The sequence below is a fragment of the Microbacterium sp. AG790 genome, from assembly GCF_003634765.1.
Lineage (GTDB): Bacteria > Actinomycetota > Actinomycetes > Actinomycetales > Microbacteriaceae > Microbacterium.
This window is the reverse complement of the sequence record NZ_RBWZ01000007.1, coordinates 46901-62249: the sequence shown is the minus strand read 5'-3', so window position 1 is coordinate 62249 and position 15349 is coordinate 46901. Positions and strand designations below refer to the sequence as shown.

Annotated in this window: 25 protein-coding genes; all 25 read left to right on the top strand. The window is 66.0% G+C overall.

Features of this window, described 5'->3' with window-relative positions; all coding sequences use genetic code 11:
• The first annotated feature begins 32 nt into the window (after positions 1-32).
• The 25 genes from rpsL to rplO all read left to right on the top strand — a co-directional run bounded on the left by rpsL (position 33) and on the right by rplO (position 15301).
• Positions 33-401: a 30S ribosomal protein S12 gene (gene rpsL / locus DEU37_RS05960; protein ID WP_005050525.1), complete on the top strand. Its 369-nt coding sequence runs from the start codon at positions 33-35 to the stop codon at positions 399-401.
• Between the two features lie 5 nt (positions 402-406).
• Entirely contained in the window at positions 407-877 is a 471-nt protein-coding gene (rpsG, locus tag DEU37_RS05955; protein WP_005050524.1) for a 30S ribosomal protein S7, read from the top strand.
• 108 nt (positions 878-985) lie between these two features.
• A complete protein-coding gene (gene fusA, locus DEU37_RS05950) occupies positions 986-3100 on the top strand; it encodes an elongation factor G (protein WP_121189695.1) in 2115 nt (704 codons plus the stop codon).
• Positions 3101-3266: 166 nt separating this feature from the next.
• Positions 3267-4460, top strand: a complete 1194-nt coding sequence (tuf, locus tag DEU37_RS05945) for an elongation factor Tu (RefSeq protein WP_005050522.1) — start codon at positions 3267-3269, stop codon at positions 4458-4460.
• 153 nt (positions 4461-4613) lie between these two features.
• A complete protein-coding gene (locus DEU37_RS05940) occupies positions 4614-4826 on the top strand; it encodes a hypothetical protein (protein ID WP_121189694.1) in 213 nt (70 codons plus the stop codon).
• A gap of 923 nt (positions 4827-5749) precedes the next feature.
• The gene (gene rpsJ / locus DEU37_RS05935) at positions 5750-6058 is read left to right on the top strand and encodes a 30S ribosomal protein S10 (protein WP_005050520.1); all 309 of its coding nucleotides are present in this window, start codon (positions 5750-5752) and stop codon (positions 6056-6058) included.
• A 10-nt stretch (positions 6059-6068) separates the two neighbouring features.
• On the top strand, positions 6069-6728 hold the full coding sequence (gene rplC, locus DEU37_RS05930) for a 50S ribosomal protein L3 (RefSeq protein ID WP_005050519.1): 660 nt from the start codon (positions 6069-6071) through the stop codon (positions 6726-6728).
• A gap of 2 nt (positions 6729-6730) precedes the next feature.
• Positions 6731-7393 carry a 50S ribosomal protein L4 gene (gene rplD, locus DEU37_RS05925; protein ID WP_005050517.1) on the top strand — a complete coding sequence of 221 codons (663 nt, stop codon included), beginning with the start codon at positions 6731-6733 and terminating at the stop codon, positions 7391-7393.
• Positions 7390-7692, top strand: a complete 303-nt coding sequence (gene rplW, locus DEU37_RS05920; RefSeq protein WP_005050515.1) for a 50S ribosomal protein L23 — start codon at positions 7390-7392, stop codon at positions 7690-7692. The genes rplD and rplW overlap by 4 nt, the downstream gene beginning before the upstream one ends.
• Positions 7693-7716: 24 nt before the next feature.
• Positions 7717-8556 carry a 50S ribosomal protein L2 gene (gene rplB, locus DEU37_RS05915; RefSeq protein ID WP_005050513.1) on the top strand — a complete coding sequence of 280 codons (840 nt, stop codon included), beginning with the start codon at positions 7717-7719 and terminating at the stop codon, positions 8554-8556.
• 12 nt (positions 8557-8568) lie between these two features.
• Positions 8569-8850 carry a 30S ribosomal protein S19 gene (gene rpsS / locus DEU37_RS05910; RefSeq protein WP_005050512.1) on the top strand — a complete coding sequence of 94 codons (282 nt, stop codon included), beginning with the start codon at positions 8569-8571 and terminating at the stop codon, positions 8848-8850.
• Between the two features lie 38 nt (positions 8851-8888).
• Positions 8889-9272: a 50S ribosomal protein L22 gene (rplV, locus tag DEU37_RS05905; protein ID WP_005050511.1), complete on the top strand. Its 384-nt coding sequence runs from the start codon at positions 8889-8891 to the stop codon at positions 9270-9272.
• Complete coding sequence (rpsC, locus tag DEU37_RS05900) at positions 9272-10033, top strand: 30S ribosomal protein S3 (protein WP_005050510.1); 762 nt, start codon at positions 9272-9274, stop codon at positions 10031-10033. The genes rplV and rpsC overlap by 1 nt, the downstream gene beginning before the upstream one ends.
• Complete coding sequence (gene rplP, locus DEU37_RS05895) at positions 10033-10452, top strand: 50S ribosomal protein L16 (protein WP_005050509.1); 420 nt, start codon at positions 10033-10035, stop codon at positions 10450-10452. Before rpsC ends, rplP begins: the two co-directional genes overlap by 1 nt.
• Positions 10452-10766 carry a 50S ribosomal protein L29 gene (gene rpmC / locus DEU37_RS05890; RefSeq protein ID WP_005050508.1) on the top strand — a complete coding sequence of 105 codons (315 nt, stop codon included), beginning with the start codon at positions 10452-10454 and terminating at the stop codon, positions 10764-10766. Before rplP ends, rpmC begins: the two co-directional genes overlap by 1 nt.
• On the top strand, positions 10766-11131 hold the full coding sequence (gene rpsQ / locus DEU37_RS05885; RefSeq protein ID WP_016463571.1) for a 30S ribosomal protein S17: 366 nt from the start codon (positions 10766-10768) through the stop codon (positions 11129-11131). The genes rpmC and rpsQ overlap by 1 nt, the downstream gene beginning before the upstream one ends.
• Before the next feature lie 3 nt (positions 11132-11134).
• Entirely contained in the window at positions 11135-11503 is a 369-nt protein-coding gene (gene rplN, locus DEU37_RS05880; RefSeq protein ID WP_005050506.1) for a 50S ribosomal protein L14, read from the top strand.
• A gap of 5 nt (positions 11504-11508) precedes the next feature.
• Positions 11509-11868, top strand: a complete 360-nt coding sequence (rplX, locus tag DEU37_RS05875; protein ID WP_005050505.1) for a 50S ribosomal protein L24 — start codon at positions 11509-11511, stop codon at positions 11866-11868.
• Positions 11869-11870: 2 nt separating this feature from the next.
• Positions 11871-12461, top strand: a complete 591-nt coding sequence (rplE, locus tag DEU37_RS05870; RefSeq protein ID WP_036284609.1) for a 50S ribosomal protein L5 — start codon at positions 11871-11873, stop codon at positions 12459-12461.
• Positions 12462-12548: 87 nt separating this feature from the next.
• Entirely contained in the window at positions 12549-12947 is a 399-nt protein-coding gene (gene rpsH, locus DEU37_RS05865; protein WP_005050503.1) for a 30S ribosomal protein S8, read from the top strand.
• Between the two features lie 6 nt (positions 12948-12953).
• The gene (gene rplF / locus DEU37_RS05860; RefSeq protein WP_005050502.1) at positions 12954-13490 is read left to right on the top strand and encodes a 50S ribosomal protein L6; all 537 of its coding nucleotides are present in this window, start codon (positions 12954-12956) and stop codon (positions 13488-13490) included.
• Between the two features lie 2 nt (positions 13491-13492).
• Positions 13493-13852, top strand: coding sequence for a 50S ribosomal protein L18 (gene rplR / locus DEU37_RS05855; RefSeq protein WP_005050501.1), 360 nt, complete (start codon positions 13493-13495; stop codon positions 13850-13852).
• A gap of 32 nt (positions 13853-13884) precedes the next feature.
• Entirely contained in the window at positions 13885-14529 is a 645-nt protein-coding gene (gene rpsE / locus DEU37_RS05850; protein ID WP_259457166.1) for a 30S ribosomal protein S5, read from the top strand.
• The gene (rpmD, locus tag DEU37_RS05845; RefSeq protein ID WP_005050499.1) at positions 14529-14714 is read left to right on the top strand and encodes a 50S ribosomal protein L30; all 186 of its coding nucleotides are present in this window, start codon (positions 14529-14531) and stop codon (positions 14712-14714) included. The genes rpsE and rpmD overlap by 1 nt, the downstream gene beginning before the upstream one ends.
• On the top strand, positions 14714-15301 hold the full coding sequence (rplO, locus tag DEU37_RS05840) for a 50S ribosomal protein L15 (RefSeq protein ID WP_121189693.1): 588 nt from the start codon (positions 14714-14716) through the stop codon (positions 15299-15301). Before rpmD ends, rplO begins: the two co-directional genes overlap by 1 nt.
• Positions 15302-15349: the final 48 nt, after the last annotated feature.

Here is a 15349-nt window from a genome sequence, read left to right as displayed (position 1 = left end):
CGAGAGCCGGCACAGCTTTACAAGGAGAGAACGTGCCAACCATTCAGCAGTTGGTTCGCAAGGGACGTACGCCCAAGGTCACCAAGACCAAGGCGCCCGCCCTGAAGGCGAACCCGCAGCAGGCGGGTGTCTGCACCCGCGTGTACACGACCACGCCCAAGAAGCCGAACTCGGCCATGCGCAAGGTCGCCCGTGTCAAGCTTCGCAACGGCACCGAGGTCACGGCCTACATCCCGGGTGAGGGCCACAACCTGCAGGAGCACTCGCTCGTGCTCGTCCGTGGAGGCCGTGTCAAGGACCTCCCCGGTGTCCGCTACAAGATCGTTCGCGGCGCCCTGGACACCCAGGCCGTCAAGAACCGCAAGCAGGCCCGTAGCCGCTACGGCGCCAAGAAGGGCTGAGTCCGATGCCTCGCAAGGGACCCGCACCCCGCCGCGTCGTCGTCAACGACCCGGTCTACGGTGCTCCGATCGTCACCCAGCTGGTGAACAAGATCCTCGTCGACGGCAAGAAGTCGCTGGCCGAGTCGATCGTCTACAACGCCCTCAAGGGCGTCGAGGCGAAGAACGGCCAGGATGCCGTCGCAACGCTCAAGAAGGCGCTCGACAACGTCCGCCCCACCCTCGAGGTCAAGAGCCGCCGCGTCGGTGGCTCGACCTACCAGGTGCCGGTCGAGGTCAAGCCGCACCGCGCGAACACCCTCGCGCTGCGCTGGCTCGTCAGCTACGCGAAGGGTCGTCGTGAGAAGACGATGACCGAGCGTCTGCAGAACGAGATCCTCGACGCCTCGAACGGCCTGGGTGCCGCGGTCAAGCGCCGCGAAGACACCCACAAGATGGCCGAGTCGAACCGCGCCTTCGCGCACTACCGCTGGTAACGCGTCTCGACTCGCGGCTTCGCTGCTCGCTCAACGACCAGACCGGTCGTTGAGCGAGCGCAGCGAGTCGACACGTCCGCAACCCGAACACACACGTAAGGACACCCCGTGGCACAAGAAGTGCTCACCGACCTCAACAAGGTCCGCAACATCGGCATCATGGCGCACATCGATGCCGGCAAGACGACGACGACCGAGCGCATCCTGTTCTACACGGGTGTCAACCACAAGCTGGGCGAGACCCACGACGGCGCCTCGACCACCGACTGGATGGAGCAGGAGAAGGAGCGCGGCATCACGATCACGTCCGCCGCCGTGACCTGCTTCTGGAACAAGCACCAGATCAACATCATCGACACCCCCGGACACGTGGACTTCACGGTCGAGGTCGAGCGCTCGCTGCGCGTCCTCGACGGCGCCGTGGCCGTGTTCGACGGCAAGGAGGGCGTCGAGCCCCAGTCCGAGACGGTGTGGCGCCAGGCCGACAAGTACGACGTGCCCCGCATCTGCTTCGTCAACAAGATGGACAAGCTGGGCGCCGACTTCTACTTCACCGTCGACACGATCGTGAACCGCCTGGGCGCCAAGCCCCTCGTGCTGCAGCTTCCGATCGGCGCCGAGAACGACTTCCTGGGCGTCATCGACCTCGTCGAGATGCGCGCACTGGTGTGGCCCGGCGACGCCAAGGGTGATGTCACCATGGGCGCCAAGTACGAGGTTCAGGAGATCCCGGCCGACCTCGCCGACCGTGCTGCCGAGTACCGCGAGAAGCTGCTCGAGACGGTCGCCGAGTCCGACGAGGCGCTGCTGGAGAAGTACTTCGGTGGCGAGGAGCTCACGCTCGCCGAGATCAAGGGCGCCATCCGCAAGCTCACCGTCGCCGGTGACCTGTACCCGGTGCTCTGTGGCTCGGCCTTCAAGAACCGCGGCGTGCAGCCGATGCTCGACGCGGTCGTGGACTACCTGCCCTCGCCCCTGGACGTGCCCGCCATCGAGGCGCACGACCCCAAGGACGAAGAGAAGGTCATCGAGCGTCACCCCGACGCCAACGACCCGTTCGCCGCGCTGGCGTTCAAGGTCGCGGTGCACCCGTTCTTCGGTCGCCTGACCTACATCCGTGTCTACTCGGGTCACCTCGACTCGGGCGCGCAGGTCATCAACTCGACCAAGGGCAAGAAGGAGCGCATCGGAAAGATCTTCCAGATGCACGCCAACAAGGAGAACCCCGTCGACGCGGTCACCGCGGGCAACATCTACGCCGTGATCGGCCTGAAGGACACCACCACCGGTGACACCCTCGCCGACCCGAACGAGCCCGTCGTCCTCGAGTCGATGACCTTCCCCGAGCCCGTCATCGAGGTCGCCATCGAGCCGAAGACCAAGGCCGACCAGGAGAAGCTGGGCACCGCGATCCAGAAGCTGGCCGAAGAGGACCCGACCTTCCGCACCGAGCTCAACCCCGAGACCGGCCAGACGGTCATCAAGGGCATGGGCGAGCTGCACCTCGACATCCTCGTCGACCGCATGAAGCGCGAGTTCAAGGTCGAGGCCAACGTCGGAAAGCCCCAGGTGGCCTACCGCGAGACGATCAAGAAGGCCGTCGAGCGTCACGACTACACCCACAAGAAGCAGACCGGTGGTTCGGGTCAGTTCGCGAAGATCCAGTTCGCGATCGAGCCGCTCGAGGTCACGGCCGACAAGACGTACGAGTTCGAGAACAAGGTCACCGGTGGCCGCATCCCGCGCGAGTACATCGAGCCGACCAACCAGGGCTTCCAGGACGCGATGAACGTGGGTGTCCTCGCCGGCTACCCCGTCGTCGGTGTCAAGGCGATCCTGCTCGACGGTGCCTCGCACGACGTCGACTCGTCCGAGATGGCGTTCAAGATCGCCGGTTCCATGGGCTTCAAGGAGGCCATCCGCAAGGCGAACCCCGCCATCCTCGAGCCGCTCATGGCGGTCGAGGTGCGCACGCCCGAGGAGTACATGGGCGACGTCATCGGCGACCTGAACTCGCGTCGTGGCCAGATCCAGTCGATGGAGGACGGGTCGGGCATCAAGATCGTGCGCGCCCTCGTCCCGCTGTCGGAGATGTTCGGCTACATCGGCGACCTGCGCTCGAAGACCTCGGGTCGGGCCGTGTACTCGATGGAGTTCGACTCGTACGCGGAGGTCCCCAAGGCCGTCGCCGACGAGATCGTCCAGAAGAACAAGGGCGAGTAACCCTCTGGGATGCTGTGCGCCGAGCCTTCTGCGTAGACCGCTTTGCGCACAGCATCCGCACAAACTGAATACAGACCCAGTCGTCTAGACTGACACCCATCCCCGTAGAGCACCGGTCGCAATCCAGCGACCGGAACCTCTACATGAACGTCCTGAGGAGGACCCAGTGGCCAAGGCCAAGTTCGAGCGGACCAAGCCGCACGTCAACATCGGAACGATCGGTCACGTCGACCACGGCAAGACCACGCTCACCGCTGCGATCTCGAAGGTGCTCGCCGACAAGTACCCGTCGGCGACCAACGTGCAGCGTGACTTCGCGTCGATCGACTCGGCTCCCGAAGAGCGTCAGCGTGGTATCACGATCAACATCTCGCACGTCGAGTACGAGACCCCGAAGCGCCACTACGCGCACGTCGACGCGCCCGGCCACGCCGACTACATCAAGAACATGATCACCGGTGCCGCTCAGATGGACGGCGCGATCCTCGTGGTCGCCGCCACCGACGGCCCGATGGCTCAGACGCGTGAGCACGTGCTGCTGGCCAAGCAGGTCGGCGTGCCCTACCTGCTGGTCGCGCTCAACAAGAGCGACATGGTCGACGACGAGGAGATCCTGGAGCTCGTCGAGCTCGAGGTCCGTGAGCTGCTCAGCTCGCAGGACTTCGACGGCGACAACGCCCCCGTCGTTCGCGTCTCGGGCCTGAAGGCTCTCGAGGGCGACGAGAAGTGGGTCGAGTCGATCGTCGAGCTGATGAACGCCGTCGACGAGTCCATCCCGGACCCGGTGCGCGACAAGGACAAGCCGTTCCTCATGCCCATCGAGGACGTCTTCACGATCACCGGTCGTGGAACGGTCGTCACGGGCCGCGCCGAGCGTGGCACGCTGGCCATCAACTCCGAGGTCGAGATCGTCGGCATCCGCCCGACGCAGAAGACGATCGTCACCGGTATCGAGATGTTCCACAAGCAGCTCGACGAGGCCTGGGCCGGCGAGAACTGTGGTCTGCTGCTTCGCGGCACCAAGCGTGACGACGTCGAGCGTGGTCAGGTCGTCGTCAAGCCGGGTTCGGTCACGCCGCACACCGACTTCGAGGGCACCGCGTACATCCTCTCCAAGGAGGAGGGTGGCCGTCACAACCCGTTCTTCACGAACTACCGCCCGCAGTTCTACTTCCGTACCACCGACGTCACCGGCGTCATCACGCTGCCCGAGGGCACCGAGATGGTCATGCCCGGTGACACCACGGAGATGACGGTCGAGCTCATCCAGCCGATCGCCATGGAAGAGGGACTCGGCTTCGCGATCCGTGAGGGTGGCCGCACCGTCGGTGCCGGTACCGTCACGAAGATCCTGAAGTAAGCACTTCACACCATCGATGCCCCCGGGAGCCACGTGCTCCCGGGGGCATCGTCGTCTCCGCGGGGGGCACGCCTCTAGGCAGCCGGCGCCGGCGTCGCCAGAATGTCCTCAGTGCGCTCCGCACGACATCGATCGAACAGGAGGGGGACGGCCATGGGGCTGGATGACATCGTGAAACAGGGCACGCAGTTTCTGGAGCAGAACAAGGACAAGATCGACGAGGTGATCCACTCGGACAAGGCCGAGGAGGTCAGCGACAACGTCCTCGACGCGTCCGCCGACGTCGTGAAGAAGCTCGCGCCCGACCAGTTCGACGCGAAGGTCGACGAGGTCCGCGACCAGGTCGACGGCGCGATCGGCACGTGAGCTGCGAGCGGGTCCGACGGGCCGGATGAAGGGGTGGATGCCGGGGCATCCACCCCTTCGTCGCACCGTGTCGAAAACGAGATCAAATCCGACTTGACGCTGGGGTGTGCACCCTCTAGCGTCAAAAGTGGTCAGTACGACGCCGGGGGGCTGAAAACCGACTGAATGAACTGTGGGGGTTCGTTCCGCCGCATCGCGCAGAGTCTGCGCGTGTGCACGGTGACAGGTTGTGGGGGCATGAGCGCTGCTCGTGGATATATGGGGGATGTTGTTCGGGGGACCCGAGCACACTCGTCGCGGTACGGGCTATCCGACCGCGTGCCTCTGGCTCCTGCCGGCGATGGACGATTCGCCGTCGATGTGGATGCCGGGGGGCGTCCTCATCGCGGTCGTCCGCGCCTGCGCGTCGTTCTGAACGCTGCGCCATCGCGTCGGGGGGACGCGGCGCGCTGAGACCCGGGGCGCGCGGTCGGGGGGTCGCGCGTCCCGCGGAGACCGGGAGGGGTGGGCTTTCCCCAAGGGCCCACCCCTCCCCTTTTTGTGTCTGCCGCGCACGGCGAGGGACCAGGGGAACGCGTGGCATCCCGGCGCGACACGCCCGGGTTTGCGACACGCCCGGCGGACACGTAGACTAGACCAGTTCCACATTCCTGCGTGCGCGTCAGCGACGTGCGGGATCACTGCCAGGGCAGTGCATAGGCGGCGCATCCTCTTCGGAAACGCGCAATGACCTAGGCCGCGGGCAGCAGAACAACACAATCCGATCTCTCCTGGAAACAGGATTCGCCCGCGTGCGCGCGAACGATCGGGACTGACATCAGAACAGTGGTGCGCAAGTGCCCGGCACAACCCTGTGCCATGTGCGTCCAATGCCCCCTGAGCGATCAGGGCAGGTACGACGCGAGAAAGAGAGTGAGCAGACAATGGCGGGACAGAAGATCCGCATTCGCCTGAAGTCGTATGACCACGAGGTCATCGACACGTCGGCGCGCAAGATCGTCGACACGGTGACCCGCGCAGGCGCCACCGTTGTGGGCCCCGTGCCCCTTCCGACCGAGAAGAACGTCGTGTGCGTCATCCGGTCGCCCCACAAGTACAAGGACAGCCGCGAGCACTTCGAGATGCGCACCCACAAGCGCCTGATCGACATCATCGACCCGACGCCCAAGGCCGTCGACTCGCTGATGCGTCTCGACCTCCCGGCCGACGTCAACATCGAGATCAAGCTCTGAGGTCCCGGTCATGGCACACATCAACGAAAAGGTTTCCAAGGGCCTGCTCGGCACGAAGCTCGGCATGACCCAGGTCTGGGACGAGAACGGCAAGCTTGTTCCCGTCACCGTCATCGAGGTGGCCCCCAACGTGGTCACCCAGGTGCGCACGCCCGAGCGTGACGGCTACAACGCCGTTCAGATCGCCTACGGCCAGATCGACCCCCGCAAGGTCAACAAGCCCCAGACGGCCCATTTCGAGGCCGCGGGCGTGACCCCCCGCCGCCACCTCACCGAGGTGCGCACCGCGGATGCCGCTGACTACTCACTCGGTCAGGAGCTCACCGTGGACGCCACCTTCGAGGCCGGCCAGCTGGTCGACGTCGTCGGCACCAGCAAGGGCAAGGGCACCGCGGGTGTCATGAAGCGTCACAACTTCAAGGGTGTCTCCGCCTCGCACGGTGCGCACCGCAACCACCGCAAGCCCGGCTCCATCGGCGCCTCGTCGACGCCGAGCCGCGTCTTCAAGGGCATGCGCATGGCCGGCCGTATGGGTGGCGAGCGCGTGACCGTCCTCAACCTCACGGTGCACGCCGTCGACGCCGAGAAGGGTCTGCTGCTCGTCAAGGGCGCCGTCCCCGGTGCGCGTGGCCGCATCGTCTACGTCCGCAACGCAGTGAAGGGTGCCTGATCATGGCTGACTCGACTCTCGCGCTCGACGTCCACAGCCCCAGTGGCAAGAAGGCCGGCTCGGTCGCCCTTCCCGCTGCGCTGTTCGACGTCAAGACGAACATCCCGCTGATCCACCAGGTCGTCGTCGCGCAGCTCGCGGCGGCTCGCCAGGGCACGCACTCGACCAAGCGTCGTGGCGAGGTCTCCGGTGCCGGCCGCAAGCCCTTCAAGCAGAAGGGCACGGGTAACGCCCGTCAGGGCTCCATCCGCGCGCCGCACATGACCGGTGGTGGCATCGTCCACGGTCCGAAGCCGCGCGACTACTCGCAGCGCACCCCCAAGAAGATGATCGCCGCCGCCCTCCTGGGCGCGCTGAGCGACCGTGCTCGCGGTGGTCGTCTGCACGTGGTGGACTCCTTCGGCATCGAGGGCGCCCCGTCGACCAAGGCCGCTGCGGCCGTCCTCGCCGAGCTCGCTCCGACCAAGAACGTCCTGGTCGTCATCGAGCGCGGTGACGAGCTGGCGGTCAAGAGCGTGCGCAACCTCGCGTACGTCCACGTCCTCAGCTTCGACCAGCTGAACGCCTACGACGTGCTCGTCTCCGACGACATCGTCTTCACCAAGGCCGCCTACGACGCGTTCGTCGCGTCCAAGAGCGCCACCACCGAGGAGGTCTCGGCATGAACGTCTCCGTCAACAAGGACCCGCGCGACATCATCCTGAAGCCGGTCGTCTCGGAGAAGAGCTACGGGCTCATCGACGAGGGCAAGTACACCTTCCTGGTGGACCCGCGCTCCTCGAAGACCGAGATCAAGCTCGCGATCGAGAAGATCTTCGGCGTCAAGGTCGCTGCGGTCAACACGCTCAACCGCGCGGGCAAGTCCCGCCGCACCCGCTTCGGCACCGGCAAGCGCAAGGACACCAAGCGCGCCATCGTCACGCTCAAGTCGGGCACCATCGACATCTTCACGGCCGTCGGCTGACAGCTGGGATAGAGGACAACCAACATGGCTATTCGCAAGTACAAGCCCACGACCCCGGGTCGCCGCGGTTCGTCGGTGGCCGACTTCGCCGAGATCACGCGATCGACGCCCGAGAAGTCGCTGCTCCGTCCGCTGTCGAAGACCGGTGGTCGCAACAACCAGGGGCGCATCACCACGCGTCACATCGGTGGCGGTCACAAGCGTCAGTACCGCGTCATCGACTTCCGTCGCAATGACAAGGACGGCGTCAACGCCAAGGTCGCGCACATCGAGTACGACCCCAACCGCACCGCGCGCATCGCGCTGCTGCACTACGTGGACGGCGAGAAGCGTTACATCCTCGCGCCGAACAAGCTGCAGCAGGGCGACATCGTCGAGTCCGGTGCGGGCGCTGACATCAAGCCGGGCAACAACCTGCCGCTGAAGAACATCCCCACCGGTACCGTGATCCACGCGATCGAGCTCCGCCCCGGCGGCGGCGCGAAGATGGCGCGTTCGGCCGGTGCGTCGGTGCGTCTCGTCGCCAAGGACGGCCCCTACGCGCAGCTTCGTCTGCCGTCGGGCGAGATCCGCAACGTCGACGCGCGTTGCCGTGCGACCATCGGCGAGGTCGGCAACGCCGAGCAGTCGAACATCAACTGGGGCAAGGCCGGCCGCAACCGCTGGAAGGGCATCCGCCCGACCGTCCGCGGTGTCGCGATGAACCCGGTCGACCACCCGCACGGTGGTGGTGAGGGCAAGACGTCCGGTGGACGTCACCCCGTTTCTCCTTGGGGCCAGGCTGAGGGTCGCACCCGCCACGCCAACAAGGAAAGCGACAAGTACATCGTCCGTCGTCGCAACGCCGGCAAGAAGCGCAAGTAGGAGTAGAGGAAGATGCCTCGCAGCCTGAAGAAGGGCCCCTTCGTCGACGAGCACCTGCTTCGCAAGGTCGTCTCGCAGAACGATGCCGGCACCAAGAACGTCATCAAGACCTGGTCGCGCCGTTCGATGATCATCCCCGCCATGCTGGGACACACCATCGCGGTGCACGACGGACGCAAGCACATCCCCGTGTTCGTGTCCGAGACCATGGTCGGTCACAAGCTGGGCGAGTTCGCGCCCACCCGCACCTTCCGCGGCCACGAGAAGGACGACAAGAAGGGTCGCCGCCGCTGACGCGGTGGCGTTCCAGAGAGGACTAGAGGAGGAGAGAAATGGTGGAATCCATCGCACGCGTGAAGCACATCCGCGTGACCCCTCAGAAGGCTCGTCGTGTCGTCGCGCTGATCAAGGGAAAGCAGGCTCAGGAGGCCCTGGCCATCCTGAAGTTCGCCCCGCAGGCTGCCAGTGAGCCGATTTACAAGCTCGTGGAGTCGGCGATCGCCAACGCCCGGGTGAAGGCCGACAAGGACAGCGAGTTCCTGGACGAGCAGGACCTGTACGTGGCCAACGCGTACGTGGACGAGGGGTCGACGCTCAAGCGTTTCCGTCCCCGCGCCCAGGGTCGCGCCTTCCAGATCAAGAAGCGCACGAGCCACATCACCATCCAGCTCGCGACCCCCGAGGTTGCCGAGACCAGCAAGAAGGCGAGCAAGTAATGGGACAGAAGGTCAACCCCTACGGCTTCCGCCTCGGCATCACCACGGACCACGTGTCGCGTTGGTTCTCCGACTCCACGAAGCCGGGCCAGCGTTACGCCGACTACGTGGCCGAGGACATCAAGATCCGCAAGCTCCTCCAGACGCAGCTGGACCGCGCCGGCGTGAGCGGGATCGAGATCGAGCGCACGCGTGACCGTGTCCGCGTCGACATCCACACCGCCCGCCCCGGCATCGTCATCGGACGCCGCGGCGCCGAGGCCGAGCGCATCCGCGCCGACCTCGAGAAGCTCACGGGCAAGCAGATCCAGCTGAACATCCTCGAGGTCAAGAACCCCGAGGCCGACGCTCAGCTGGTCGCCCAGGGCATCGCCGAGCAGCTCTCCGCCCGCGTGGCCTTCCGCCGCGCGATGCGCAAGGGTCTGCAGGGCGCCCAGCGCGCCGGCGCCAAGGGCATCCGCATCCAGGTCTCGGGCCGCCTCGGCGGCGCCGAGATGAGCCGCTCGGAGTTCTACCGCGAGGGTCGTGTCCCGCTGCACACGCTGCGCGCGAACATCGACTACGGCTTCTACGAGGCCAAGACCACCTTCGGCCGCATCGGTGTGAAGGTCTGGATCTACAAGGGCGACCTCACCAACAAGGAGCTCGCTCGCGAGCAGGCCAACGCGCCGAAGGCGCCTCGCGGTCGTGACGACCGTGGTGGCGACCGTCGTCGCGCGCCCCGCAACGAGGCGCCCGTCGCAGAAGGAGCATCGGCATAATGCTTATTCCCCGTAAGGTCAAGTACCGCAAGCAGCACCACCCGGGGCGCTCGGGCCAGGCCACCGGCGGCACGAAGGTCTCCTTCGGCGAGTTCGGCATCCAGGCCATCACCCCCGCGTATGTGACCAACCGTCAGATCGAGTCCGCTCGTATCGCGATGACCCGTCACATCAAGCGTGGCGGCAAGGTGTGGATCAACATCTACCCCGACCGTCCGCTCACCAAGAAGCCGGCCGAAACCCGCATGGGTTCCGGTAAGGGTTCGCCGGAGTGGTGGGTCGCCAACGTCAAGCCGGGTCGCGTCCTGTTCGAGGTCGCGGGCGTCAACGAGCAGCTCGCTCGCGAGGCGCTCACCCGTGCAATCCACAAGCTGCCCCTGAAGGCACGCATCATCAAGCGCGAGGAGGGCGACGCGTAATGGCCGTCGGAACCAAGACGCTCGCTCCGAGCGAGCTGGACACGTTCGAGGACCAGCGCCTCGTCGAAGAGCTGCGCAAGGCCAAGGAAGAGCTGTTCAACCTGCGCTTCCAGTCGGCCACCGGCCAGCTCGAGAGCCACGGCCGCATCCGCGCGGTCAAGCGCGACATCGCGCGGCTCTACACCGTGATCCGCGAGCGCGAGCTGGGCATCCGTGCCACGCCCGCGCCCGTCGAGGTCGCGTCCAAGGCGAAGAAGACGAAGGCCAAGAAGGCGGATGACGCTGCCGAGGCCACGAAGGAAGAGGCCGAGTGATGGCTGAGACCACCGAGAAGAAGGCCGCCAAGAAGGCGCCGGCCGCCGAGGCCGTCGTTCAGGCGCCCGCTGCCGGTCACGAGTCGGCCGCTCACGACGTGCGCGACGCGGACGCCCGTGGCTACCGCAAGTCGCGTCGCGGCTACGTCGTCAGCGACAAGATGGACAAGACGATCGTCGTCGAGGTCGAGGACCGCGTGAAGCACCCGCTCTACGGCAAGGTCATCCGTCGCACGTCGAAGGTCAAGGCCCACGACGAGCAGAACAGCGCCGGCATCGGCGACCTCGTGCTGATCAACGAGACCCGGCCGCTCAGCGCCACCAAGCGGTGGCGTCTGGTCGAGATCCTCGAGAAGGCGAAGTAAGAAATGATCCAGACTGAGTCCCGCCTCAAGGTCGCCGACAACACCGGCGCCAAGGAGCTGCTCACGATCCGTGTGCTCGGCGGCTCCAACCGCCGTTACGCCGGTCTCGGCGACATCATCGTCGCGACCGTCAAGGACGCGATCCCCGGCGGCAACGTCAAGAAGGGCGATGTGGTCAAGGCCGTCATCGTCCGCACCAAGAAGGAGGTCCGTCGTCCCGACGGCTCCTACATCAAGTTCGACGAGAACGCCGCCGTCATCCTGAAGAACGACGGGGAGCCCCGCGGCACCCGTATCTTCGGACCGGTCGGTCGTGAGCTTCGTGACAAGAAGTTCATGAAGATCGTGTCGCTCGCACCGGAGGTGATCTGACCCTCATGGCCAAGATCAAGAAGGGTGACCTGGTTCAGGTCATCACTGGCAAGAAGCAGGACAAGGGCGGCGACCGCGGCAAGCAGGGCAAGGTTCTCGACGTTCTCGTCGAGCAGAACCGCGTCATCGTCGAGGGCGTCAACTACGTCACGAAGCACAACCGCGTGGGCCAGTCCCAGCGCGGCACCAAGACGGGCGGCATCGAGACGATGGAAGCCCCGATCCACATCTCCAACGTCGCCCTCGTCGACCCCTCGACCAAGAAGCCGACCAAGGTCGGTCACCGTGTCGAGGAGCAGACGAAGGATGGCGTGAAGCGCACCGTCCGCGTGCGCTACGCGAAGAAGAGCGGCAAGGACCTCTGAACATGAGCAGCACCACTGCCGCGGCGGCTGGCAAGATCCAGCCCCGCCTGAAGCAGAAGTACCAGGGCGAGATCAAGAAGGCCCTGCAGGACGAGTTCGGCTACGCCAACGTCATGCAGATCCCCGGGATCGTCAAGGTCGTCGTGAACACCGGTGTCGGCGAGGCAGCTCGCGACTCCAAGGTGATCGACGGTGCGGTCGACGACCTCACCAAGATCACCGGCCAGAAGCCGGTCGTCACGAAGGCCCGCAAGTCCATCGCGCAGTTCAAGCTGCGCGAGGGCCAGGCCATCGGTGCGCACGTCACCCTCCGCGGTGACCGTGCCTGGGAGTTCCTGGACCGTCTCGTCAACCTCGCCCTGCCGCGTATCCGCGACTTCCGCGGCCTGTCGCCCAAGCAGTTCGACGGTCACGGCAACTACACGTTCGGTCTGCAGGAGCAGTCGGTCTTCCACGAGATCAACCAGGACAAGATCGACCGCGTCCGCGGCTTCGACATCACGATCGTCACCACGGCGAAGACGGATGACGAGGGCCGGTCGCTGCTGCGCCAGCTGGGCTTCCCGTTCAAGACGGACGAGAACCAGGCCTGACACCCCCCGACCTCTCCGGTCGGTCCATCAAGAAGGTCGGCTGTCGTGTAACGGCATCCGAAACCGCTGAACAAAGGAAACCAAGAAATGACGATGACAGACCCGGTCGCTGACATGCTGACCCGTCTGCGCAACGCGAACTCGGCGCACCACGACTCCGTGTCGCTGCCGAGCTCGAAGCTCAAGACCCACATCGCCGAGATCCTCCAGCAGGAGGGCTACATCTCCGGCTGGGAGGTCTCCGACGCCCGCGTCGGCCAGACCCTCACCCTCACGCTGAAGTACGGCCCGAACCGCGAGCGGTCGATCGCCGGCATCAAGCGCGTGTCGAAGCCGGGTCTGCGCGTGTACGCACGCTCGACCGAGATCCCCAAGGTTCTCGGCGGCCTGGGCGTCGCGATCCTGTCCACCTCCTCCGGTCTTCTCACCGACCGTCAGGCAGAGCAGAAGGGCGTGGGTGGGGAAGTCCTCGCCTACGTGTGGTGATCTGACATGTCGCGTATTGGACGTCTTCCCATCGACATCCCCGCCGGCGTGACCGTTTCGGTCGACGGCCAGGATGTCACGGTCACGGGCCCGAAGGGCGAGCTCGCGCTCTCCGTCGCCAAGCCCATCGAGGTCAAGGTCGAGGAGAACCAGGTTCTGGTCTCGCGTCCCGACGACGAGCGCGAGTCGCGTTCGCTGCACGGACTGACCCGTACCCTCATCAACAACAACATCATCGGCGTCACCCAGGGCTACACCAAGGGCCTCGAGGTCGTCGGCACCGGTTACCGTGTCGCGCAGAAGGGAACGGCGGTCGAGTTCGCTCTCGGCTTCTCGCACCCGGTTCTCGTCGAGGCACCGGCCGGCATCACGCTGACCGTGGAGGGCAACAACAAGCTCACCGTCAGCGGCATCTCGAAGCAGGCCGTCGGTGAGGCCGCTGCGAACATCCGCAAGATCCGCAAGCCCGAGCCGTACAAGGGCAAGGGTGTGCGGTACGCCGGCGAGGTCGTTCGCCGCAAGGCCGGAAAGAGTGGTAAGTAATCATGGCTGTCAAGTCGAAGAGCGACGCGCGTTCGCGTCGTCACCTGCGCCTTCGCAAGAAGGTCGTGGGCACCGAGGCGCGTCCGCGCCTTGTCGTCACCCGTTCGGCCCGCCACGTCTTCGTCCAGCTCGTGGACGACAGCAAGGGCGTGACCGTCGCGTCGGCGTCGACCCTCGAGTCCGACCTGCGCACGTTCGACGGTGACAAGACGGCGAAGGCCCGCAAGGTCGGCGAGCTCGTCGCCGAGCGGGCCAAGGCGGCCGGCTTCTCGGACGTCGTGTTCGACCGCGGTGGCAACCGCTACGCGGGCCGTGTCGCAGCGATCGCCGAGGGCGCCCGCGAGGGAGGTCTGAACCTGTGAGCGATGCAACTACTCAGAATGTGGAGAACGAAGTGACCGAGCAGGCTGCGGCCACCGCTCCCGTCGAGCGCGAGGCCCGCGAGCCCCGTCGCGGCGGTCGCGAGCGCAACCCCAACCGCGACCGTGGTTCGCGCGACGCCGAGAAGAGCCAGTTCCTCGAGCGCGTCGTGACGATCAACCGCGTGTCGAAGGTCGTCAAGGGCGGTCGCCGCTTCAGCTTCACGGCGCTCGTCGTCGTGGGTGACGGCAACGGTCTCGTCGGCGTCGGCTACGGCAAGGCGCGTGAGGTCCCCCTCGCCATCTCCAAGGGTGTCGAAGAGGCCAAGCGCAACTTCTTCCGCGTGCCCCGCACCGGCTCCTCCATCCCGCACCCGGTGCAGGGTGAGGCCGCTGCCGGTGTCGTGCTCCTGCGTCCGGCCGCCGCCGGTACCGGTGTCATCGCCGGTGGCCCGGTGCGCGCCGTGCTCGAGTGCGCCGGTATCCACGACGTGCTCTCCAAGTCGCTCGGTTCGTCGAACACGATCAACATCGTGCACGCGACCGTCCAGGCGCTGAAGCAGCTCGAGGAGCCTCGTGCGGTCGCCGCTCGTCGCGGTCTCGACTTCGACCAGGTGGCTCCGGCCCGTCTGATCCGTGCCGAGGCTGACGCCGCGGCCGCTGCGAAGGTAGGTGCCTGATGGCCGCGCGTCTCAAGGTGACCCAGGTCAAGTCCAAGGTGAGCGAGAAGCAGAACCAGCGTGACACGCTGCGTTCGCTCGGCCTGAAGCGGATCGGCGACTCGGTCGTCCGTCCCGACGACGCGCAGACGCGCGGCTACGTCAAGGCTGTCGCCCACCTCGTCAAGGTTGAGGAGATCGACTGATGGCCGAGAAGGCTGAGAAGGCGACCGAAGAGGTCGCTGTGAAGAACACCGAGAAGAAGGCCGCCGCCAAGCCGGCTGCCAAGAAGACCGCCGAGAAGCCGGCCGCGAAGAAGGCTCCCGCCAAGAAGGCGGCTGCCGAGGTGTCGCGCCCCGGTGTGCTCAAGGTCCACCACCTGCGTCCGGTCCCGGGCTCCAACACCGCGAAGACCCGTGTCGGTCGCGGTGAGGGCTCGAAGGGCAAGACCGCCGGTCGTGGCACCAAGGGTACGAAGGCCCGCTACCAGGTGAAGGTCGGCTTCGAGGGCGGCCAGATGCCGCTGCACATGCGTACGCCGAAGCTGCGCGGGTTCAAGAACCCGTTCCGCGTCGAGTACCAGGTGGTCAACCTCGACAAGCTGGCTGAGCTGTACCCGGCCGGTGGCGATGTCACCGTCAGCGACCTCGTCGCCAAGGGCGCCGTGCGCAAGAACGAGAAGGTCAAGGTGCTCGGCACCGGCGACATCTCGGTCAAGCTCACCGTCGCCGTCGACAAGGTCTCGGGTTCGGCCGAGCAGAAGATCGTCGCCGCAGGCGGTTCGGTCAAGTAATTCCACGGCAGGGGCCGGAGGCGAGCCTCCGGCCCCTGTTGCCGTACT